This is a genomic window from Cupriavidus sp. 05T41, from assembly GCF_056396525.1.
In genome coordinates this window covers 16,745-38,310 of the sequence record NZ_JBFTLQ010000060.1, presented here as the reverse complement: position 1 = coordinate 38,310, position 21,566 = coordinate 16,745, and the positions used below count along the sequence as shown (strand labels likewise).

Below are 21,566 nucleotides of genomic sequence, written 5' to 3'. Positions count from 1 at the left end.
TCTCCAGGACTGCCATGTCTGTCATTCCGCCGAGATCCGGTTGTCGCGGATGACTTTTTCCCAAAGCCGGGACTGCGCCTGGAAGAAGGTCTTGAAATCGGCGACCGAACCGCCCATCGGCATGACGCCCTGCTGGGTGAACACCTGCCTGACGTCGTCCGACTGCAGTGCCTTGTTGAGTTCCGCATTCAGTCGGGTCACGATCGCCTGCGGGGTGCCGGCGGGCGCCGCCAKCCCGTACCAGACCGAGACATTGAAGCCGGGGTATCCCTGTTCCGCCACCGTCGGCACCTCTGGCGTCAGCGGCGAGCGCTGGGGGCTGGTCACCGCCAGCGCGCGCATCTTGCCCGCACGCAGGTGGGGCAGCACGTTGGGCGTGTTGTCGAACATCACGTCAACCTGGCCTCCCAGCAGGTCGCTCACCATGGGCGAGCTGCCCTTGTAGGGGATCTGCTGCATATCTGTGGACGTGAGGCTCTTGAAGTACTCCATCGTCAGGTGGTTGGAGGTGCCGTTGCCCGCGGTGGCGTAGTTGACCTTGCCCGGCGTGGCCTTGACCCTGTCCACGAGCTCACGCATCGATCTGTAGGGTGAGTCCTTGCGCACGACAAGCAGGTTCGGGGTTTGGGCGCCAAGGATGATCGGGGCGAAGTCGCGGTCCGCGTTGTAGGCGAGCTTCCTGTAGAGATACTGGTTCACCACGAGCGGAAAGCCGACCACCGTCAGGGTGTAGCCGTCTGGCGCGGCCCGTGCGCCGAACTCCGTGCCGACGATGGTGCCGGCACCGGGCCGGTTCTCCACCACCACGGGCTGCCCGAGGGCGGCGTGCAGCTTGCGGGAGAAGACGCGCGCCATGGTGTCGTTGAAGCCGCCGGGGGTGTACGGCACGACGATGGTAATGGGCTTGGACGGATAACTGTCAGGCTGGGCATGCGCGCCAGCGGCGATCAGCGCGCCGAGGGCAAGCGTCAGGATGCGGGGGATGGGTTTCATGGCGGTTGTCTCCTGGAGTCTGTTCTGGCGCGCGCTCGGGAGGCGCGTCGTGGCTAAGTCAACCTGGCATCCGGATCGTGCCGACGCTGTGGTAGATGTGCTTGATCTCGACGAAGTCGATGAGGGCGTCATAGCCATGCAGGCGGCCGATGCCGCTGCGCCGGTAGCCGCCGGTCTCGGCCTCCGCGAACAGCTTGTTGTGGTCGTTCAKCCAGACCGTCCCGTTGCGCAATGCACGGGCGACACGCCATGCGCGCGCGCCGTCGTGCGTCCAGACGCTGGCGGACAGGCCGAACTCGGTATGGTTGGCGCGGGCCACGGCCTCGGCCTCGTCGTCGAAGCGCTCCAGCACAACGAAGGGGCCGAAGATTTCCTCTTGCACGAAGAAGGCGCTGGTGTCGCGTTGCGCGACCAGGGCAGGGCTGACGAAGTGCCCCGCGGACAGCGCACCGCCCAGCGGGCCGCCGCGCACGATGACCTCGTCGGCGGCATCCATCGCGGCCGCCATCTGGTTGGCCACATGGGTGGCTGCAGCGCGGTCGATCAGGGGGCCCATCGCGGCGCCCGAGGCCAAGCCGGGCCCGATCTCGAGCGATTGCAGCGCCTGCGCCAGGGCCTGCTTCATCTCGTCGTAGCGCGAGCCGTGCACCAGCACGCGGCGTGCTGCCGTGCACTGCTGGCCGGAAATCACCGTGGCCGCCCGTGCCAGCTGAGGGGCGACGCTGGCGATGTCGGCATCCTCGAACACGAGGCAGCAGGACTTCCCGCCCAGTTCCAGCGACAGTTTTTTCATGGTGGACGCGGCATCGGCCATGATGCGCTGGCCCACGGCGTTGGAACCGGTAAAGCTGATGACGTCCACCTCGGGCGAGGCGACCAGGCAGCGGGCCACCGCGCTGCCCGTCTCGTTGACCTGGTTGACGACGCCTGGCGGCAGCGCCTCGTCCGCGTGCAAGGCACGGAGGATTTCGGTCGAGATCAGCGCGGTCTGGGCGGCGGGTTTGATCACGCAGGTGCAGCCGGCCGCCAGCGCGGGTGCCAGTGCGCGCACAAGGAGCACGACCGGGGCATTCCACGGAATGATCAGGCCAGCCACGCCGGCAGGCTCTTTCAGCATGGTGGAGAACACGCCCGGCTCGACTTCCAGCGCATGGCCGGGGATATGCCGTGCCAGGCCGGCGTAGTAGCGGATCTCCGAGACCGCGCCGGCGATCTCGGCGCGGGCCTGCGCCAGGACCTTGCCGTTCTCGCGCGTCAGCAGGTTGGCCAGCGCCTCCGCGCGTGCTTCGACGCGGTCGGCCCAGCGCAGCATMACCATCTGGCGCAAGCGCGGATTCTGGGACCAGCCCGGCTTCTCGAAAGCTTCCCGGGCGGCCGCGATGGCGGCACGCGCATCGGTCTCGCCACTGTCTGCCAGGTGGCCGAGCGAGGTGCCGTCGGCGGGATTGAGACTAACGGCCGTGGCGCCGCAGGCAGCAGGCTGCCATTGGCCGCCAATCAGGTTGGGGGCTTGAAAGTCGCTCATTGTGGGTAGCGAAAATTAGAAAGGCTGKGATGAACGTTGCCACCCGCCCGCGCGAAATGCGCGAAACGGCGGGAGGGGACGATGCCGGGAAGCCGTGCGCTCGGGGCTAGCGCACGAGTTCGCGGTTACTGAGCAGGGATGTGTGCATCCGCGACCACGCGTTTCCACAGCACCATCTGGTGGCCGATGAAGGCCTGGAACTGGGCCGGGCTACCGCCGTCGACGGCTACACCGTGCGTCGCGAACTGCTTCTGGATTTCCGGGCGCCGGAGGATGGCATTGATGTCGGCGTTGAGCTTGTCGACGATCGCTTGCGGCGTGCCCGTGCGCACCATGAAGCCATGCCACGACGACACGTCGTATCCCGGCACGCCGCTCTCGGCCACGGTCGGGATGTCCGGCATCAGGCTCGAGCGGTTCGCATCGGCGATGGCGATAGGCCGCAGCTTGCCCGACTGGATGAACGGCAGGGCATGCGGCAGGGCGTCGAACGCGACTTCCACCTGTCCGCCCGCGAGATCCGTCAGCATTGGCGTGCTGCCTTTGTAAGGCACCTGGTTCATTTCGACCTTCGCCATCCGCGCAAAGTACGCCATGGCGAGGTGATTGGACGAACCGCTGCCCGAGGAGCCGTACGGCAGGTTGCCGTGTGCCGCGCGGGCTGCGCTCAGCAGGTCATTGACGGAGCGCACCTTGGAGCCGGMGTTGACKACCAGCAGCATCGGCGAATGGCCGGCGAGTACGACCGGCGTGAAGTCCCGCATGCTGTCGTAGGGCAGCTTCTGGTACAGCCAGGGGTTGGCGGCGAAGGGGAATTGCGCCACCAGCACCGTGAGACCGTCGGCCGGGGCGCGGGCCACTGCCTGTGTACCCAGGATCGTGCCGGCTCCCGGCTTGTTGTCGACGATGACCGGCTTGCCCCAGGTCCTCGACAGTTCGTTGGCGACGACGCGGCCCAGGGTATCGTTGAAACCGCCTGGCGGGTAGGGGACGACGATACGCACGGTGCTCGCCGGATAGCTGGCGGGGGCGTCCGCTGCGGTGGCGCGCCCGTTCAGGGCGAGCGCGCCGAACATGAGGCAGGTGGCGATGCGGAAGGGGCGGGTAAAGCGCATGGGGTTGTCTCCAGTCGATCTTGTCTTGTCTTGTCTGTTGGCGCGTCGCCGCGCGCTGGCGCGGCCTGCGTCGTGGAACCGATGCCGCGCTGTCTGCCCGTGGGATCCGGCATGTTGTGAATCGATTCTAGATCCAACCTAATATCACGTCAAATAATCATGTATGATGGTGTATATCAATATTAATGATGTGATGATTGGTCGCATTCTTGGGCAATATGGCTGGGTGGCGAGGACTGCCGCTCGCCGGGCACATCAGAAATTCTGATTTGAAGCAGGGAAAAATCAGTAGAATTGCCCATCGGCGTGTCAAGGAGAAACGATGGAGTTCCGGCAGATCCAATATTTCGCCTGCTTGTTCGAGGAAGGCAGTGTGACGCGCGCCGCCCGACGGCTCGGCATCGTGCAGCCCGCGCTTAGCATGCAGATCGGCAAGCTGGAGCAGGAGCTGGGCCAGAAGCTGTTCGAGCGGAGTACGCAGGGCATGGTGCCGACCGCTTCCGGTCTGCAGATGTACCGCCTGTTCCAGCCAGTGCTGCAGGACTTTGCCAGCGCCCAGGAGGCGATCCTGCGCGTGGACGACGAGCTCAGCGGCCATGTGCGGGTGGGCATGATCGCCTCGATCGCGCAGGGCGTGCTGGCGGGCGCACTGACCGACTTTGCCCAACTGAACCCGCGCGTCACTGTGTCGGTCACCGAGKGCTACAGCAGCGTTCTGACCGACTGGGTGGCGGGTGGCCAGCTCGAGGCCGCCATCATCAACAACCCGCGGCGCGCCTTGCCCTTGCAGATCGAGCCKATCGTTGACGAGGACCTGCTCTTGCTCACCAGTGCCCAGCGCGAATTGTCGCTGCCGCAGCAGACGCCGCTGCGCACGCTGGCCTCGCTGAAGCTGGTCCTGCCGACGCGCCAGCACGGGCTGCGCACGTTGCTCGAGCATTTCGCGCAGAGCGAGAACATGGAACTGTCGCCCGTATTMGAAACMGATTCGCTGAACGCCATCGTGGAACTGGTCGAGTCCTCGCAACTGGCGACGGTGTTGCCCCGTGTCGCCGTGCGCGCCTTGCTGGAGCAGGGGCGGTTGCATGCCCGCACCGTGGTGTCGCCACGGCTGTCGCGGCTGGTCGTGGCGGTGACCAACCCGCGCCGCCCGCTGCCACCGGCAACCGCTGCCTTCGTCGCGCTGCTCACCGAGCGCATCCGCGCGCTGGGCGGCGAACAAGCTAGCTCGTGACGGCGGCGGGCTGCGGGACGGCCTGAKGGGCGGTCTTGGCAGCCACTGCGCGCGCCTCCCAGGAAACGCTGGCGTCTMCACTCAGGAAAGTCTGGCAGGCCATGCGGTAGCCCGCGGCGATATCCGCGTCGTTGAGATGCTTGCGCTCTTTTGGCTTGACGGCGTCGGCATGCTCTACACCGGTCTCGATGCGGCACTTGCACGTCCCGCAGACGCCCCCGCCGCACTTGAACGGGATGCCGCCCTGATGGCGCATCGACGCCCGCAGCAGGTTGCTGTTCTCGGGCACTTCGGCGACCCGTTCCTGATTGCTGAGAAAGGTGATGCGGATCATGCGGGCTCTCCGGTGGCATCCACTGCGCTGCGCTCCAGGCGCACGTCGAGCGTGCCGAAGCTAACCAGTTCGTTCAGCGCGCTGCGCGCCGCTTCCAGCGTGGGGTACTGCGGCAAAAGTCGCGAGGGAACCAGGCTCACGCGTTCGGGCGGACCGCAGTCAACGATGCGGACCTTGACCGGCTGCGCCAGGCTGGCGATCACAAAGCGCGCGCGGCGGCGGCCGTAGAACAGGTAGTCGTAGCTTTCAACCGGCGCCATGCTGCCATCCAGCTCGGTCCGGTAGTGGCCGTCACGGCTTGAGAGAATCACGTACATCAGGGTCTCCACGGTATGTTCAGGCCTGTGCCGTGGCGCTGGCGGCCACGGCCGGACGCAGATCCACATCCTGGTTGAGGGTGATGTCCTCGTTGATCCAGAGTTGGCACACCAGGCGGAAACCTTCTTCCAGGCGGTCCCCGAGCATCTTCTTCTCCTTCCAGTTAGGCGCCGGCAGGTGCTCGGCCCCGCTGACCACCTTGCACGCGCAACTGGYGCACTTGCCCATCCCGCAGGCGTAGCGCAGGTGGGGGTGCGGAAACTGCTTGATGCCCGCGCGCACCACGAGGTTGCTGTTGGCGCGCACCTCGCCCTCGTGGGCAACGCCATCCTTCTGAAAGGTCACTTTCGGCATATGCCTCCTCTCCATTCTTGAAAATGATTTCACTTTGACTGTTCATCATCGCAAGTGAACTTGTTGCAAAGCATAGATGAGGAAAGATGCCTGACGCAAATCAGACTCGCTGATATAAGTATCATAAAAAATGATACGTATTGATTATTAAATCATCTGTAACTATGCTGTGAAGCACGCCCCGGCCATCGCTGCAATGTGTGCCTGAGCCACTACCCATTCCCCAAGGAGAGACAACCGTGACCCAATTGCTCGATAAAGACAGCTTCCGAACCGTCCTCGAAGACCTCGTGCGGGGCAAAAGTGCCAACTTGTCGCCGTTCAGCCAGGCCTGGGCCCAGGGCAAGCTCAGCCGCACGCACCTGGCACGCTGGGCTGAGAACCACTACCAGTACGTCGGCCCGTTTGCCGACTACCTGGGTTACATCTACGCGCGCACGCCGGCCGATGGCTATACCGATGTCAAGGACTTCCTGCTGGCGAACATGTACGAGGAAKAGATCGGCGGGGACCGCCATACCGACTTGCTCATCCGCTTTGCCGAGGCCTGCGGCTCCACGCGCGAGCGCATCGTCAATCCGGACAACATGCTGGCAGCCACGCGCGGGCTGCAGAGCTGGTGCTACGCGATGGCCATGCGGGAAGACCCCGTCGTGGCGGTGGCGGGCATCGTGATCGGGCTGGAGTCCCAGGTGCCATCGATCTACCGCAAGCAGGCGCCTGCGCTGCGGGAACAATATGGCTTCACGGACGAAGAGGCAGAGTTCTTCGATCTCCACATCGTCTCCGACGAGATCCACGGCGAGCGCGGTTACCAGATCGTGTTGGAACATGCGACCACGCCTGAGCTGCAGCAGCGTTGCCTGAAGGCCTGCGAGAACGGCGCGCAGATGCGCCTGCTCTACACGGGCGAGCTGTATCGCGCATACGTCGAGCAGGATGTCTCGCTGCTTGACCTGAAGCTCGCTGCCTGAGCCAGCATCGGGAACCGGCACATGGCGCGGCCTTGCCGCGCCGGCATGACCGACAGGCGCGTTGCCAAGGCCGCCAGTGCATTCCCGACTCCCTTCCCATATCCCCAAAGCCTTCCGCCATGCCAGCCCCCGACACGCCGATCTACATKGACTACAGTGCCACCACGCCGGTCGATCCGCGCGTCGTGGAGAAGATGGTTCCCTACCTTTATGAGCGATTCGGCAATGCGGCTTCGCGCAGCCATGCCTTCGGCTGGGAAGCGGAGGCGGCGGTCGAGGAAGCGCGCGAGCACGTGGCCCGACTACTGGGCGCCGACCCGCGCGAAATTGTCTGGACGTCCGGGGCGACGGAAGGAAACAACCTGGCGCTAAAGGGCGCCGCGCATTTCTACCGCGGCAAGGGGCGCCACCTGATCACTGTCCGCACCGAACATAAGGCGGTGCTCGACACTTGCCGGGAACTGGAGCGGCAGGGCTTTGAAGTGAGCTACCTCGATGTCGGCCCGGACGGCCTGCTGGATCTGGACGTGCTGCGAAACGCTCTGCGGCCCGACACCATCCTGGTCTCGGTGATGATGGTGAACAACGAAACCGGCGTGATCCAGCCGATTGGCGAGATCGGCGCCCTGTGTCGCGAGCGCGGCATCGTCTTTCACTGCGACGCCGTACAGGCGGCCGGCAAGCTCCCGATCGACCTGTCTGCCTTGCCGGTCGACTTGATGACCGTCACCGCGCACAAGGTGTACGGCCCCAAGGGCATCGGCGCTTTGTATGTCAGGCGCAAGCCCCGGGTCCGGCTGGAAGCGCAGATCCATGGCGGAGGCCACGAACGCGGCATGCGGTCCGGCACCCTGGCGACCMATCAGATCGTTGGCATGGGCGAAGCGTTCCGCCTGGCGGGGCGAGAGCTGGCCACCGAGGCGGGCCGGGTGAGTGCGTTGCGCGACCGCCTCTGGCAAGGCCTGGGCGATCTCGAGCAGGTTTTCGTCAACGGCAGCCTGGAACACCGCATCCCGCACAACCTGAACCTGAGCTTCAACTTCGTCGAGGGCGAGTCGCTGATCATGGGGCTCCGGGGCATCGCCGTGTCTTCGGGCTCCGCCTGCACCTCGGCTTCGCTGGAGCCATCCTACGTGCTGCGTGCACTGGGTCGCAGCGATGAGCTGGCCCATAGCTCGATCCGGTTCACGCTCGGCCGCTTCACCACGGAGCAGGAAGTCGACGCCGTTGTCGCGCAGGTACGCGCATGCGTCGAGAAGCTGCGCAGTCTCAGCCCGCTGTGGGAGATGTACCAGGAAGGGACAGACCTTTCGAAAATCGAATGGGCGGCGCACTGAACAGCCTTCCATGGCTGGCGTAAAGAGAGGGGAAATCGTGGTGGCTCGGGCGGGCTGCCGGCCAGAGATCAGCGCTTTTTGTTGCTGAGGCCGGTGACCGCCCGGGCCGCCTGGGGGCATGCCGCGGTGTCCCGGGACGACATGTTCTTTGCCGCGTGAGTGCGACCATGCAGTAGCAAAACGCCCCGGGGATGAAAGATCCCAGGGGCGTTCTGCATTTTGCATTTGGGCAGTGAGGTTGCCCCAAAAGCAATAATGGAACCTCGCGGGCCCCATTGGATCATCTGCGTGGCCAACGCCATTCTTCTGTTCCTGGCGCCCGGATCACTGGCTCCCGCCTAGCGTTGCCGAAGGCTCGATTCGTCTACGTTCAGGCGATCGGCAAGAAAGTCCAGGAAGGTGCGGATCTTGCTGGGCATTCCCTTCCGGCCCAGGACCATGGCAGTCGCATGCATCGAGGGACTTTCCCAGTTCTCCAGCACTCGCTTTAACCGGCCCGTGCGCAAATCATTTGCACACATGACGTTGGGTAGCATGCTCATGCCAACATGGCCGATGGCCATCTCTCGCGCAATGGAGATATTGTTCACCACCACCTTTCCGTGGATCGTGGCAAAGCGGTGCGTTGCCTGATTGCGGAGAGTCCAGATGCCATCCAGGCGTTGCTGAGCGGTGATGATGCAATCGTGCCTGTGCAAATCGTCCACCGCCAACGGCGTGCCACGACGAGCCAGGTACTCCGGACTCGCATAGACACCGCGGGTGAGCGTCGCAATGCGCCGATAGGTCAAATCGGTGTCCTTGAGTGGGCCGAGCTGGATGGTGAGGTCGTACGGCTCTTCACGGAGATCGACCGTGCGGCTGTTCACATCCACCTCCAATTCAATCTCGGGATACGCCAGCACAAATTCGGATATCACCCGGCCGATCCAGGACACCCCGAAATCGATGGGGATGCTGACTCGCAGGGCCCCACGCATCTCTGTTTGAAGTTCGAGCGTATCCAGACCCGCCTGTTCGACTTCATCCACTACGCGGCGGCAATGTTCGTAAAGGCGTGCCCCAATCTCCGTCGTGGTCAGCTTCCTCGGGCCTTTTTTTAAAAGCGCTGTCCCCATGTGTTGCTCGAGCTGCGTCAACTTGCGGCTGATCGTCGACTTGGGCAGACCCAGCTCGTTCGCGGCGCGCGTGATGCTCTGCGCATTGACCACGTCAAAAAAGAGACGAAGGGAGTTGAGATCCAGTTTTTCTGCCATGACCGGGAAAATTTGGAACACAGGATAAGTCGCTGCACATTCCAGCGAGGCACCGGCAATGCGTTCCACAACTGGAACGCCCCGCCCATTTTTGCAGCTATTCGGAACGCAGACACCATCCTACCATTGGCCACAGCTTGACACCGGACGCAAATGCTTCGCCGATGCGCCCGAACAGAAAAGAACAATACGGAGACAACCAATGAACAGACGCACACTCTCGCGACGGGCGCTGCTGAAGGAGGCATCCGTCTTTGCACCTGCTGCAGCCTTCGGACTCGGCGCCTTCGGAATTCCACGTGCCTTGGCTCAAACGCCGCTTAGATGGGCCAACCTCGCGCCTGGCTTTACCACCTTGCTGACGGAATACATGGTTGCCAAGGGGATCGACAGGGCAAACGGTCTCCAGCTGGGAAGACCCACGGCCTACACATCGGTTACGACCTACTACAACGACTTCGTTGCGGGAAATTACGATATCTGTATCGGCAGCTGGGACACCTTTGCATCCCGTTATCTTTCGGGTGTGCCGCTGCAGTACGTTTGCTCCGTCACCACGGGCAACATGATCAGTATCGTAACGCGGGAAACGAGACTCGCCGCTGTCAGAGACCTCAAAGGAAAGACCCTTGCCGCTCCGCAGTCGACAGGCACGTACCGCATGATGCGTGCCGTTGTAAAAGAGCTCAGCGGGATCGATATCGAGAAGCACGCAGTCGTTCAGAACGTCGACAATCCAGCCGCCGCAATCACCCTGGTGATGGCCAACCGCGCCGATGCGGGACTCACTTGGGAACCCAATGTATCTGTGGGGATCAAGCGCGTTCCCGACATGCGCGTTCTCTACAACGCTGGCGAAGAATATCGCCGCAAGCTCAATCTCGATCTGCMCTATTTTGGCGTTGCGGCTCGCAAGGAAGCGATCGCGCGTGACCCCACTCTTGTCGCGAGGTTGAACAAAGCCTTTGCGCAATGCATTGAGGGCATCACCACAAGACCCGATGAAGCCGTCGCAATTGCAGGAGTGAACTCCGGAACGCCGCCGGATGTGTTAAAGGCGGCAATTGCTTCCCGGCGCCTGGAGTTCAAGCACGCATCGATGCAGACAGAAGAGGGCCGCCGTTCCGTTATCGCGGCGAGTGAGTTCCTGGTGCGCAATGGCGCCCTGGCCAAGACGGTTGACAACGGATTCTTTGCGCTATGAAGCAGGCAGATATCACGGGGACCAACGTCGCCGAGTCCCCAGTGGAGTCTTTGGATTCCTCGACCAAGCAGTCCAGCACGACGGCCAGGAAACACGACCGTCGCGACGCGAAAGCCTTGGTCATTGTGGTGGCGTTACTTTGCATTCTGATGCAGGTAGCTAGCGGGTACGTCCCCGACTACGTGATGCCCTCTCCGGTAGTCATTGCCAGGGCGCTAACCGAGCTGATCGGGGCCGATCTGCTGCACATGGCGATCACGCTCGGGAGACTTGTGGCGGCCATCGTCTTTTCCGCCGTGACGGGGGTCGTTGTCGGACTCCTCATGGGAACCTCGAAGCGCGTCGGCCCCTACTTGAAAGCCATCGTAATGATCGATACAGGCATTCCTGCGCTCTCATGGATGCTGCTTGCCGTCTTCTGGTTCAAAGATCCGGAAGCCCGCATCTTCTTCATACTCACGGTGATCTTGMTGCCGTTCTATGCCATGAATGTGTACGAAGGTGTTCGTGCTCTCTCGACAGAATGGATTGACATGTTGGAAAGCTTCCGGCCATCACGCTGGCAGATGCTGCGCTTCCTGGTTGCGCCGCACATTATCCCGTACATATTCCTGACGACAAAATCCGTGATCGGTTATGCCATTCGCATGGTGATCTTCGCGGAACTGGTGGCGTCGGCTTTCGGAATAGGGTCACGAATGAGTTTCGMCCAGTCCACGTTCCGGATTGATCAGGTGATGGCGTGGACATTCCTTCTGGTCTTATTGAACCTGGCGATTCAGTGGGTGGCCACATTCGCGGAAAGCCGGCTCCTCGGTTGGCGTAAGGAAGCAAAGGTGCGCTAATGAAAGATTCGAATTGTCTGATTATTGAACTGCGCGATGTAGTAAAGCGCTTCGGCAGCTACACGGCGATCGACCACCTCTCGATGGCGGTCCGGGAGGGTGAAACCGTTGCGCTGCTTGGTCAAACTGGCGCCGGCAAGAGCACGGTAATGTCGCTGCTGATGGGAACGGCCACCRCGGATGCGGGCTCGGTAATGGTTGCTGGTGTYGATCCAGCTAGCGAGTTCACGGCACTTCGTGGCAAGTTGGCCGTTAGCTTTCAGACGGATCGGCTACTGCCGTGGCGCACTGCGCAAGAAAACGTCGAGCTTGGCCTGCTGTTGTTGAACTACCCAAGGAAGCAGGCACAGCAGCGCGCACAGGAATGGCTGCATCGAGTGAAACTTGGTTCCGCATGCAATAAGTACCCTGTGGAACTCTCKGGAGGCATGCGCCAGCGCGTATCKCTAGCTCGTGCCCTGGCAGTCGATCCAGCACTTATCTTGCTCGACGAGTCGTTCAGTCAGCTCGATCACGTCACCTCGCAAACATTGCGACGCGATTTCTCCGAGATCGTGCGTGAGCAACGCAAGACCTGTGTTTTCGTCACGCATCGTATTGAAGATGCACTGGAGATTGCTGATCGGGTGATTGTGCTCGCGGCACCTGCCCGGGTCTGTCTTGAGCTATCCATTGACGCAGAACAGAGAAGAGATGCCACTCGCATGGCCGAGATGCATGAACAAATCGAGCGTGCTATCGGAGGCGAGTCACTTGTGCATTAGGGGGCACGCAACCCGACCGCCAGGTCGACCTAGCCAAAGCCACAACAACCCAGACTAAGTGAGAAAGCGAGCATCACATGAGCCATCAGGACCATCGGGAAAATCAGGACCATCAGGACATCATTGTCGAAAAAGTAGAAGGCTGGTTGGAGATCACCATCCATCGCCCGGAGAAACTGAACTCGCTGCGAGAGACGACCGCGGAAGAGATTCTGGGCGTGCTGAGCGAGGTGGAATCGCGTCGCGACATAGCGGCCGTGATTCTCAAGGGGAGTGAAAAGGCCTTCTGCACGGGTATCGACACCAGCGAGTTCACGATCGGTGACAACGAGTATTTTGACTTCTATCGCAAGCGTCGGCGCCTGCGMAAGGTGAACCAACTGTTCCGGGAACTCCCTGGTTTCTCGAAGCCGATCATCAGCGCCATTGAGGGTTTCGCTCTAGGCGGAGGGCTGGAACTGGCGCTTGTCGGCGACCTGATTGTCGCTGGCGCCAACGCGAAGTTCGGCCTGCCCGAGATCCGGCTGGGCCTGATGCCCGGTGGCGGCGGCACGCAGACGCTGCCGCGTCTTGTTGGCCCCGCGTTGGCCAAGGAACTCATGTGGACCGGTCGACGCATCACAGCTGCCGAAGCGCGCGAGTACAGGCTGGTTAACCACGTTACCGAAGCAGGCATGGCCCTGGAGAAGTCGCGCGAACTAGCCCGCACGATCAGCGGCAATGCACCTCTGTCGGTGATGTTTACCAAGACGGTCATCGACCGCGGGATGGACCTTCCGCTCATGGAAGGGATGGCGGCGGAAGGAGATGTGTCCTTCATGCTGTACTTCACAAAAGATCGCCAGGAGGGTCTGAATGCCTTCCGCGAAAAGCGTACACCGGATTTCCGAGGAGAGTGAGAGCATGAAGCAAAAGGATATCGTGATTGGGGGATACGCAGAAACTCCCATCGACTACAAGACGGGCCGCAGCGCGTATGACCTGGCCGGGGAAGCACTCGACCAATTGCTTGCGAAGACAGGCATCGACAAGAGTGAGATTGATGGGCTGTCGGTAACCACCGCCTTGTCGGAAGCCCAGAATCCGTTCTTCGCTGTCTACATGACCGAAGCGCTTGGCCTGACACCAACATGGCTGAACTACGGGGGTATCGGCGGCTGCTCGGCTACGGGTGGCGTGGCGCGTGCCATGTCGGCAATCCGCGACGGCATGTGCAAGCTGGCTGTCGTGATGTCMTCCGATGCGCCCAGTTCCGACTGGCGCTCGAACTACGGCGCTTACCGCAGCGAGTTCCAGGACCCTCCGGGCGTGCAGGGGCCGCCCGCCACCTTCGGCCTGCTGATGAGTCGCTATATCCACCAGTACGGGCTGGACCCCGAAGCGCTGGGGAAGATCGCGATCACGCAGCGCGCGCATGCCCTGCACAACCCGAACGGTTACAAAAAGTTCCAGAAAGAACTCACCATGGAGGAGTACATGCAGTCGCGTGTCATCGCGGACCCGCTGCGCGTACTCGACAGCGTGATGTTCTGCGACGGGGCCAACGCCTTTATCGTCACCACCGAGGCGAATGCCAGGCGCCTGGGTTTGAAGAAGATGGTCTACCCGGTCGCCTATGGGGAGGTCACCAACTTCAACGGGGCCGATCCGCTGGCCGACATCACGCTGTCCGGTTTCACCAGGATAGGCCCCGAGGTTCTGCGCAAGGCAGAGCTTGCGCCCAGGGACGTCCGCATGTTCCAGCCCTACGACGACTTCACGATTGCCGTGATGATGCAGTTCGAGGCCTTCGGCTTTTGCGAGCGCGGCCAGGGCTCGGCCTACACGCTGCGCACCGATCTTTCCTTCGACGGTGACCTGCCGCTCAACACTGGCGGCGGCCAGATTTCCGCCGGCCAGCCAGGACTCGCAAGCGGCGGGCTCAACCTTGCGGAAGCCGTGCGCCAGATGTTCGGCGAAGGCGGCGCCCGCCAGGTGAACGATCCGCGCAACGCGCTGGTTACCGGCATTGGCGTCATTCCCTACGGTCGGAACTGGGGTACCAGCTCGGCCATGGTCCTGGAGGCATGAACAGCATGAACGAAACGATGAACACTCCCCCGTCCCGCCCGATCCCGAAGCAGGGCGTCTTTGTCGACAGCAAGCCGTTCTGGGACGGCATCGCGCAAGGCAAGCTGATGCTGCAGTACTGCACAGTCGCCCAGCGCTTCCAGCACTATCCGAAGCCGGTCAGCGGCTTCACGGGCCGACGCACGCTGGAGTGGCGCGAAGTCTCCGGCAAGGGCACGATCTACGCGTGCACCGTGGTGCGAATCGCCGGCCCCGGTGTCGAGGGGCGCATTCCGTTGTGCGTCGCGACCGTCGAACTGGACGAGGGCGTCCGCATCATCGCCAATGTCTTGAGATGCGCGCCAAGTGACATGGCGATCGGCAAGCGCGTGAAGCTGGCCATCGACCACTTGGCGCCCGAGCATCCGTACCCGGCCTTCGAACTCGAATAAGGAACGCCATGCGTCTCGAACAATTTATGGCGGCGCATGCGTTGCGCACGCCAGCGAAGGCGGCCGTGGTCGTCGGCGATAAGCGGTTGAGTTACGAGGATCTGCTCTGCAGTTCGCGTTCCCTGGCCGCCGGGCTACGGCGCGCCGGCGTGGTGCAAGGCGACCGGATCGTCGTGTACCTCCCCAACTGCATCGAGTTCGTGCAGGTCATGTATGCGGCGTTCACGCTAGGTGCAATCGTCATCCCGGTGAACACGCGCAACACGCCACGCGAGCTGGTCTATTTCGCGCAGGACAGCCAGGCGCGCATGTTGGTGTTTCACGCCGAGAGCGCGGCGGCGATCGAAGAGCTATCTTCCGAGTTCATGGGTGTTCGGCGCTTGTCGGTCGGTGGCGACGTGGCCGGCGCCGAATCCCTCGAGACGCTCCTGACGCGTTCCGACGAACGGCTGCCCGAGTTGGCATTGACGCCCGACGACGCCATGATCCTGTACACGTCGGGCACGACCGGGAAGCCCAAGGGTGCCATTCTTACGCACGCCAACTTCGTGATCGGCAATGCCTTCGTCAACGCGGTGGAGTGGGGTGTCACGGCCGACGATGTGTTTCTCGTCACCACGCCACTGGCGCATCGCACGGGCCTTGCGCGCCTGATGAACTCCATGGGCCTGGGTGCCACGCTGGTGGTAATGGAGCGCTTTGACGCCCAGGCGGCGGTTAACATCATCGAGCGCGAGCAGGTGAGTGCTGCCGGCATGGTGCCCACCGTCGCGCGCATGTTGATGCCGGTGCTCGAACAGCAGGCCGCGCGCTGTGCCAGCCTGCGCCACATCATCGTCACCGGCGAAGCATTTCCCGTGGAACTCAAGCGCCGGATGATCGATCATCTGCCAAAGGCACGGCTTCACTCGTTCTTCGCGATGACGGAGGTGGGATCTGTCACGGTCCTCAATCACGAGGAGCAATTCACGCACCCTGCGTCGGTCGGTCGCGTGACACCCGGTGTGCAGGTGAAGTTGATTGACGAGAAGGGCCAGCAGGTCTCCGTCGATGATGTMGGCGAGATTCTGGTGCGGTCCGGCGAGGCAGGTCGGTTCACCACAATGAAGGGGTATTTCGGGCGGCCGGAGGCGACTGCTGCGACGATCGTCGATGGCTGGGTTCACACGGGCGATATGGGTCGCTTCGACGCCGACGGCTACCTCTATATCGTCGACCGCAAGAAGGACATGGTGCTCAGCGGCGGCTTCAATATCTATACGAAAGAGGTCGAGCAAGTGCTGGCGGAGCACCCCGACGTCGCCGATGCGGCCGTGGTGGGCGTGCCCGATGACATCTTCGGAGAGGCGGTGGCCGCTTTCATCGAGCGGCATCCCGGCAGGGCGTTGAGCGTGGATGCGATCCAGGAACATACCAAGTCGCGCATCGCCAGCTACAAGAAGCCTAGGCATGTCTTCTTCGTCGACGCGCTGCCGCGCAACGGCGTTGGCAAAGTGCTCAAGGCCGATCTGCGCGAGATCGCGCTTGCGCGGCTGGCACAGCCGGTAACATGAACATGGAGCTTCGTCTGGATGCAAAGGCGTCGCACTGGATAGGAGGCGAGTGGGTGTCTTCGGGCGCGTACTTCGATTCGACCAACCMGGCCGACGCTTCGCTGATTGGAAGCGCACCGGCTGGGGGAACGGCCGAGGCGAAGGCTGCGGTCAACGCAGCCCGGCATGTCTTCTATACCACGGCCTGGCGCTACAGTCCGCGTCTGCGCGCTCKGGTACTGCTCGACATGGCCTTCCKGCTGGAGAACGATGCTCCCGCGCTTGCGCGGTTACTCACACTGGAGAACGGCAAGTTGCTGCGCGAGTCGGCCGGCGAGGTCGAGGGGGCTGCGTCAGAGCTGCGCTATTACGCCGGTATGGCTCGGAGTGCGGCCGGCCGCGTGGTGGAGCCCATGCCAGGCGTGCGCTCGCTGATTACGCACGAGGCCGCGGGTGTAGTGGCGATCATCGTGCCCTGGAATGCGCCGTTGATTCTCTTCGTGCGCTCGCTAGCCCCCGCGCTTGCAGCGGGTTGTACTGTGGTGGTCAAGGCGGCGCCGCAGACAGCGCTCTTTATGCATCGCGTGGCGCAACGCCTGTCTGAAGCCGTGGATCTGCCACCGGGCACGATCAACGTTGTGCATGAGCCTGGCAGCGACGTGTCTCAGGCGTTCGTCGCCTCGCCTGATGTCGACGTGGTCAGCTATACCGGGAGCACCGCCGTTGGCAAGACCATCATGGCCGCGGCGGCGCCGCAGCTAAAGCGTCTGTCGCTGGAACTCGGCGGCAAGGCGCCCTGCGTGGTGTGCGACGACGCGGATCTGGCCATTGCTATCCCAGCCATCCTCGAAGCGGGGACAATCCTGTCGGGCCAGCAATGCACGGCGGCGAGCCGCATCCTGGTGCACAGGAGGATTTATGACGATTTCCGCGACACCATGGTCGCGGCGATGCGGCACTTCCCCGTCGGGCCGGGCCATCTGCCGGACAGCCAAATGGGCGCCGTCATCGATATGGCAAACCGCGACCGGATCCTCGCCCTTGTCGATGAACTTGCCGACCGCCATCGCATGCTGGTGCGGGGCGGCCCGGTGGCTAATCTGCCGGCCCATGGGGCGTTTGTTTCGCCGACGCTGGTCGAAGTCGACGATCCGCAAAGCGAAGCCGTTCAGGCCGAGCACTTCGCGCCCCTGATGACGCTGGAGGTGTTCGACGACGACCGCACCGGCTTCGCGCTGGCCAATGCCACGCGCTTCGGTCTGGGGGCCAGCGTGTGGTCGCGCGACAGCGTAAGGGCGCATCGTATCGCCAGAGAACTTCGCTGCGGCACGGTGTGGATCAACGCGCATAACAAGCTCTTCGCGGAGGCCGAGGTCGGTGGCTATAAGGAAAGCGGCTTCGGTCGCCTCCATGGCGCCGAGGGCATGCACGACTTCCTCGAAATCAAACATGTCTATCAGGAGATCGGCAGCCTCTGACGCCGCCGCTATTGCAAAATGCTGAGACCCGAATCGACCACGGAAGCAGCCTTCCGGCACGAGGTGCGCGAATGGCTCGCCGCCCATGTACCCGATGCATTGCGTCACAAGACCTTCAGGCCGCTGCCCGCAGAAGGCATGCAGTGGTACAGGGCTCTTTACCAGCGCGGCTGGATCGCACCACATTGGCCGCGCGCGCACGGAGGCATGGGGGCCAGCCCGGTGCAACAGGTCATCCTCATGGAGGAGATGGCGCGCGCAGGCACGCCTGACTTTCCCACGCAGGGCCTGAACCACATCGGCCCGTTGCTGATCGCGCGCGGCACACCGGCGCAGCAGGGGCGCCACCTGCCGCCGATCCTCTCTGGCGACGCGATCTGGTGCCAGGGTTATTCCGAACCCGGCTCGGGCTCGGACCTGGCCAGCTTGCGCACCCGCGCGGAGCTGCGTGGCGATACCTTGGTCATCACCGGCCACAAGATCTGGACCACCTGGGGCCACCACGCCGACTGGATGTTCGCGCTTGTGCGCACCTCCAGCGCCGGCAAGCCGCAGCACGGCATCACCTTCGTGCTGATCGACATGACGACGCCGGGCATCCGGCGCCGGCCGATCCGCACCATCGCCGGCGACGAGGAGTTTGCCGAGGTGTTCTTCGACGACGTGGTGGTGCCGATCGAGAACGTGGTCGGCGAGATCGACAAGGGCTGGCAGGTGGCGACCGCGGTGCTGAGCGAAGAACGTCTGCGCATCGGCTCCCCGGCCCAGGCGCTGCGCGCGCTGGAGCGCCTGCGCATGATGCTGCGCGCCGCGCCGGAAGGCCGTTTGCGTGAGAGCGTGCACGAGGCCGCCGCTCTGGCCGAGGTGGAGGTCGAGACGCTGGTCGCCGCCTATCTCGAAGCCGCCGAAGCCGCGGAGCAGGGTGTCGCCGCCGACAGCTCCTATCTCAAGCTGCTCGCTACCGACACCGTGCACCTGCTGCTCGACTTGGTGCAGCGGGTGGCGGGCCAGGGCGCCGCACTGCGCGACGCCATTCGCCATGGCGACGACCTGCTCGACGCCACGGAAATGTTCCTGCAGGCACGCCGCCTCGGCATCTATGGCGGCAGCAGCGAAGTGCAACGCAACATCATCGCGACGCGGGTGCTCGGCCTGCCCGTCGCTGGGAGCAAGGCATGAACGCCGAACACGCCGCGCAGCTGCGCATGATTGGCGAGAGCGCCGCGGGCTTCGCGGCCACGCACGGCGGTACCGCACGTGCACGGCAGGTGCATGAGGGCGGTGCGGCATTGGAGGCGGCCACGTGGAAGGCCATCGCCGGACTCGGCTGGCTAGGCATCGCGGTGCCCGAGGCGAATGGAGGACTTGCGCTCGACGCCCCGGCCGCCGCAGTGGTCGCGGAAGAGGCCGGGCGCGCGCTGATGACGCCACCGCTGACGATGGGCATGGCCGCCGCGTTCTTGCTTGCCAAAGGCCAGGGCGCCGCCGAGGAGGCGTTGCAGACGCTGATGATGGGCGCGGGGCACGTCGCGTTTGCGGCCGCTGCGGTCGGGACGGATGCCACGGTCAGGGCGCCGCTGGTGCCGGACGGTGACGCCGCCAACCAGTGGCTGGTGGCACTAGGCGAGGGTCGTGATTTCGAGGTGCGGCTGTTGCGCAGGGGCCTGCCTGGAATAGTTTGCAACACCCGCGCCGCGGTAGACGGCAGCCGGCTCGCCGACCTATCCATCGATCACGCCGCCTGGAGCGACGCGCCGCGTGTGCTGTCGGGCTCGGTCGGGCAGGCGGCATGGCAGAGCGGTAGGCACCTGCTGTGGCTGGGCGACGCCGCCTACCTCTGCGGCCTGATGGACGCGGCGCTGCGCCTTGCCCTCGACTACCTGTGCCTGCGCCGGCAGTTCGGCGTGCCCATCGGCAGCTTCCAGGCACTGCAGCACCGTGCCACCGCTTGCTACGTGGACCTCAAGGCCACGCGCGCGCTGGTGCACGAATCGGCGCGCGCCTTCGGCGGCGGGCGCGAGGCTTGGGCTGCGGCTGCGAGCGTGCACCGCGCCGCCGCGGCTGCGCTGCGTGTCACCAAGGAGGTGGTGCAGTTCCACGGCGCGATCGGCTTCGCCGACGAGCACGACGCGGGCTTGTACCTGCGGCGGGCTCTGACCGTCGGCGCGCGCCATGCGGAGGACGCGTTCGCGCAACTTGCCCCGACGGCGCGGACCGGTTGACGCCATCTCATCCCTCGGCGAGAAGAAAAAGGAGACAACAAAGTGAGCTACCCCAAGATCATTTTTTCAGGGCGGGTTTTCACGCCCGAGTKGATGGAAGCCGAGGTCGAGCGCGTGAGYGCCGGCCTGCAGGCAGCCGGCGTGCAGCACGGACAGACCGTGGCCGTGATGATGCGCAACTGCCCGGCCTATGCTGCGCTGATCCTGGCCTGCCGGCGTGCTGGCGTGTACTTCGTGTCGCTCAACTGGCATTGCAAGGCGCCGGAGGCAGCGTTCATGCTGGAGGACAGCGGGGCCGGCCTGCTCTTCGTCCACGACGACCTGATCGCCCAGGTGATCGCGGGCGTGCCCGAGCGCGTCGCCATCGTGAGCGTGTCGGCCGACGAAGCGAAGCCACTGCCCGATGTCTCGGGGCGCGCTGCGTCGTGGGCCACCTTCGGCGTCGGTGCACCGCCGATGGCACCGCGGCCGCGCCTGCATTTCGGTTCGGTGCAATACACTTCAGGCACCACCGGCAAGCCCAAGGGCGTGCGGCGCCTGGCGCTGTCTCCCGAAGTGCGCGAAGAGCTGGAGCAGGAGTCGCGCCGCATCGGGCGCATCGCCTCGGGCATGGCGCCCGGGGTGACCGCTATGCTCTGCGCGCCGATCTACCACAGCGCGTCGACGCAGTACCTGGTACAGGCCTGCGACGCTGGTGCCACGCTGATCCTGGAGCCGGCCTTCGACGCGCTGCGCACGCTCCAGCTCATCGAGCAACACGCGGTGACGCACGCCTACCTGGTGCCCACCATGTACCGCCGGCTTCTCGCGCTCGGCGATGCGGAGCGTGTGCGCCACAGCGTCGCCACGCTGCGCCACGTGGCGTCCACGGGCTCGCCGTGCGCGCCGGAGGTGAAGCGCAGGATGATCGAGTGGTTCGGCCCGGTGATCACCGAGGCCTATGGCGCCAGCGAGACCGGCTATGTCACCTTCATCGATTCGCCCACCTGGCTGGAGAACCCCGGCTCGGTCGGCCGGGCGCTAGGGCCGGCGAAGCTGCGCATCCTCGATGATGAGGGCCAACCGCTGCTGGCCGGTCAGGTCGGTGCCATCTACGTGCGCCAGCCCGCGCTGCCCGACTTTACCTACGTCAACAACCAGGCAGCGCGCGACGCGATGGAAATGGATGGCCTGGTGGGGCTCGGCGATGTGGGCTACCTCGACACACGGGGCTTTCTGTACATCTGCGACCGCCGCACCGACATGATCATCTCGGGCGGCGTCAACATCTACCCTGCCGAGGTCGAAGCCGTGCTGCAGGGCATGCCCGGGGTGGCCGACTGCGCGGTCTTCGGCATCCCCGACGACGAGTACGGCGAGGCCGTCGCGGCGGCGGTGCAACTGCGGCCCGGCGCGCGGCTCGATGCGAGCGGGATCAAGGCCTTCCTGCGCGAGCACGTCGCCAACTTCAAGGTACCGCGCGTCATCGACTTCCACGCGGCGCTGCCACGAGAGGACACGGGAAAGATCTTCAAGCGCCTGCTGCGCGAGCCTTACTGGMGCGATCAAGCCCGTCGAATCTGAGTTCGACTTTGCCGGGG

At 63.9% G+C, this 21,566-nt stretch carries 21 protein-coding genes; 14 read left to right on the top strand and 7 right to left on the bottom strand.

What is annotated here, in order from left to right:
• Positions 1–21 precede the first annotated feature (21 nt).
• The 3 genes from AC1DKV_RS28585 to AC1DKV_RS28575 all read right to left on the bottom strand — a co-directional run bounded on the left by AC1DKV_RS28585 (position 22) and on the right by AC1DKV_RS28575 (position 3,633).
• On the bottom strand, positions 22–993 hold the full coding sequence (locus tag AC1DKV_RS28585; protein ID WP_477138523.1) for a tripartite tricarboxylate transporter substrate binding protein: 972 nt from the start codon (positions 991–993) through the stop codon (positions 22–24).
• 58 nt (positions 994–1,051) lie between these two features.
• Entirely contained in the window at positions 1,052–2,518 is a 1,467-nt protein-coding gene (locus AC1DKV_RS28580; RefSeq protein ID WP_477138522.1) for an aldehyde dehydrogenase family protein, read from the bottom strand.
• A gap of 125 nt (positions 2,519–2,643) precedes the next feature.
• Positions 2,644–3,633, bottom strand: coding sequence for a tripartite tricarboxylate transporter substrate binding protein (locus tag AC1DKV_RS28575; RefSeq protein WP_477138521.1), 990 nt, complete (start codon positions 3,631–3,633; stop codon positions 2,644–2,646).
• A gap of 322 nt (positions 3,634–3,955) precedes the next feature.
• Between AC1DKV_RS28575 and AC1DKV_RS28570 the strand changes: the two genes are divergently transcribed.
• Positions 3,956–4,867, top strand: coding sequence for a LysR family transcriptional regulator (locus AC1DKV_RS28570; RefSeq protein WP_477138520.1), 912 nt, complete (start codon positions 3,956–3,958; stop codon positions 4,865–4,867).
• On the opposite strand, the gene AC1DKV_RS28565 is transcribed toward AC1DKV_RS28570, so the two are convergent.
• Genes AC1DKV_RS28565 through AC1DKV_RS28555 form a run of 3 tightly spaced genes read right to left on the bottom strand, consistent with a single transcriptional unit; the run spans position 4,857 to position 5,873 of the window.
• Positions 4,857–5,201 carry a 2Fe-2S iron-sulfur cluster-binding protein gene (locus AC1DKV_RS28565; RefSeq protein WP_477138519.1) on the bottom strand — a complete coding sequence of 115 codons (345 nt, stop codon included), beginning with the start codon at positions 5,199–5,201 and terminating at the stop codon, positions 4,857–4,859. The genes AC1DKV_RS28570 and AC1DKV_RS28565 overlap by 11 nt on opposite strands.
• Positions 5,198–5,518 (bottom strand): ferredoxin, encoded by a 321-nt coding sequence (locus AC1DKV_RS28560; protein WP_441622340.1) that lies wholly within the window; start codon positions 5,516–5,518, stop codon positions 5,198–5,200. Before AC1DKV_RS28560 ends, AC1DKV_RS28565 begins: the two co-directional genes overlap by 4 nt.
• 19 nt (positions 5,519–5,537) lie before the next feature.
• On the bottom strand, positions 5,538–5,873 hold the full coding sequence (locus AC1DKV_RS28555; RefSeq protein ID WP_477138518.1) for a 2Fe-2S iron-sulfur cluster-binding protein: 336 nt from the start codon (positions 5,871–5,873) through the stop codon (positions 5,538–5,540).
• Positions 5,874–6,112: 239 nt separating this feature from the next.
• Here AC1DKV_RS28555 and AC1DKV_RS28550 point away from each other — a divergent pair, with 239 nt between their 5' ends.
• Positions 6,113–6,847: a TenA family transcriptional regulator gene (locus AC1DKV_RS28550; protein WP_477138517.1), complete on the top strand. Its 735-nt coding sequence runs from the start codon at positions 6,113–6,115 to the stop codon at positions 6,845–6,847.
• A 119-nt stretch (positions 6,848–6,966) separates the two neighbouring features.
• A complete protein-coding gene (locus tag AC1DKV_RS28545) occupies positions 6,967–8,184 on the top strand; it encodes an IscS subfamily cysteine desulfurase (RefSeq protein WP_477138516.1) in 1,218 nt (405 codons plus the stop codon).
• A 338-nt stretch (positions 8,185–8,522) separates the two neighbouring features.
• On the opposite strand, the gene AC1DKV_RS28540 is transcribed toward AC1DKV_RS28545, so the two are convergent.
• The gene (locus AC1DKV_RS28540; RefSeq protein ID WP_441622332.1) at positions 8,523–9,509 is read right to left on the bottom strand and encodes a LysR family transcriptional regulator; all 987 of its coding nucleotides are present in this window, start codon (positions 9,507–9,509) and stop codon (positions 8,523–8,525) included.
• Between the two features lie 133 nt (positions 9,510–9,642).
• Between AC1DKV_RS28540 and AC1DKV_RS28535 the strand changes: the two genes are divergently transcribed.
• From AC1DKV_RS28535 to AC1DKV_RS28485, 11 genes are all read left to right on the top strand, one after another.
• Complete coding sequence (locus tag AC1DKV_RS28535; protein WP_477138515.1) at positions 9,643–10,644, top strand: ABC transporter substrate-binding protein; 1,002 nt, start codon at positions 9,643–9,645, stop codon at positions 10,642–10,644.
• Complete coding sequence (locus AC1DKV_RS28530; RefSeq protein ID WP_477138514.1) at positions 10,641–11,489, top strand: ABC transporter permease; 849 nt, start codon at positions 10,641–10,643, stop codon at positions 11,487–11,489. The genes AC1DKV_RS28535 and AC1DKV_RS28530 overlap by 4 nt, the downstream gene beginning before the upstream one ends.
• Positions 11,489–12,253 (top strand): ABC transporter ATP-binding protein, encoded by a 765-nt coding sequence (locus tag AC1DKV_RS28525; protein ID WP_477138513.1) that lies wholly within the window; start codon positions 11,489–11,491, stop codon positions 12,251–12,253. The genes AC1DKV_RS28530 and AC1DKV_RS28525 overlap by 1 nt, the downstream gene beginning before the upstream one ends.
• A gap of 77 nt (positions 12,254–12,330) precedes the next feature.
• A complete protein-coding gene (locus tag AC1DKV_RS28520) occupies positions 12,331–13,152 on the top strand; it encodes an enoyl-CoA hydratase/isomerase family protein (RefSeq protein ID WP_441622324.1) in 822 nt (273 codons plus the stop codon).
• A gap of 4 nt (positions 13,153–13,156) precedes the next feature.
• On the top strand, positions 13,157–14,323 hold the full coding sequence (locus AC1DKV_RS28515; RefSeq protein WP_441622322.1) for a thiolase family protein: 1,167 nt from the start codon (positions 13,157–13,159) through the stop codon (positions 14,321–14,323).
• Positions 14,320–14,754 (top strand): Zn-ribbon domain-containing OB-fold protein, encoded by a 435-nt coding sequence (locus tag AC1DKV_RS28510; RefSeq protein WP_441622320.1) that lies wholly within the window; start codon positions 14,320–14,322, stop codon positions 14,752–14,754. The genes AC1DKV_RS28515 and AC1DKV_RS28510 overlap by 4 nt, the downstream gene beginning before the upstream one ends.
• 8 nt (positions 14,755–14,762) lie before the next feature.
• The gene (locus AC1DKV_RS28505; protein WP_441643564.1) at positions 14,763–16,307 is read left to right on the top strand and encodes a class I adenylate-forming enzyme family protein; all 1,545 of its coding nucleotides are present in this window, start codon (positions 14,763–14,765) and stop codon (positions 16,305–16,307) included.
• Positions 16,304–17,764, top strand: a complete 1,461-nt coding sequence (locus tag AC1DKV_RS28500; RefSeq protein WP_477138512.1) for an aldehyde dehydrogenase family protein — start codon at positions 16,304–16,306, stop codon at positions 17,762–17,764. The genes AC1DKV_RS28505 and AC1DKV_RS28500 overlap by 4 nt, the downstream gene beginning before the upstream one ends.
• Positions 17,765–17,782: 18 nt before the next feature.
• The gene (locus AC1DKV_RS28495) at positions 17,783–18,943 is read left to right on the top strand and encodes an acyl-CoA dehydrogenase family protein (RefSeq protein ID WP_441622314.1); all 1,161 of its coding nucleotides are present in this window, start codon (positions 17,783–17,785) and stop codon (positions 18,941–18,943) included.
• Positions 18,940–19,986 carry an acyl-CoA dehydrogenase family protein gene (locus AC1DKV_RS28490; protein ID WP_441622312.1) on the top strand — a complete coding sequence of 349 codons (1,047 nt, stop codon included), beginning with the start codon at positions 18,940–18,942 and terminating at the stop codon, positions 19,984–19,986. The genes AC1DKV_RS28495 and AC1DKV_RS28490 overlap by 4 nt, the downstream gene beginning before the upstream one ends.
• A 42-nt stretch (positions 19,987–20,028) precedes the next feature.
• Positions 20,029–21,549: an AMP-binding protein gene (locus AC1DKV_RS28485; protein ID WP_477138511.1), complete on the top strand. Its 1,521-nt coding sequence runs from the start codon at positions 20,029–20,031 to the stop codon at positions 21,547–21,549.
• Positions 21,550–21,566: the final 17 nt, after the last annotated feature.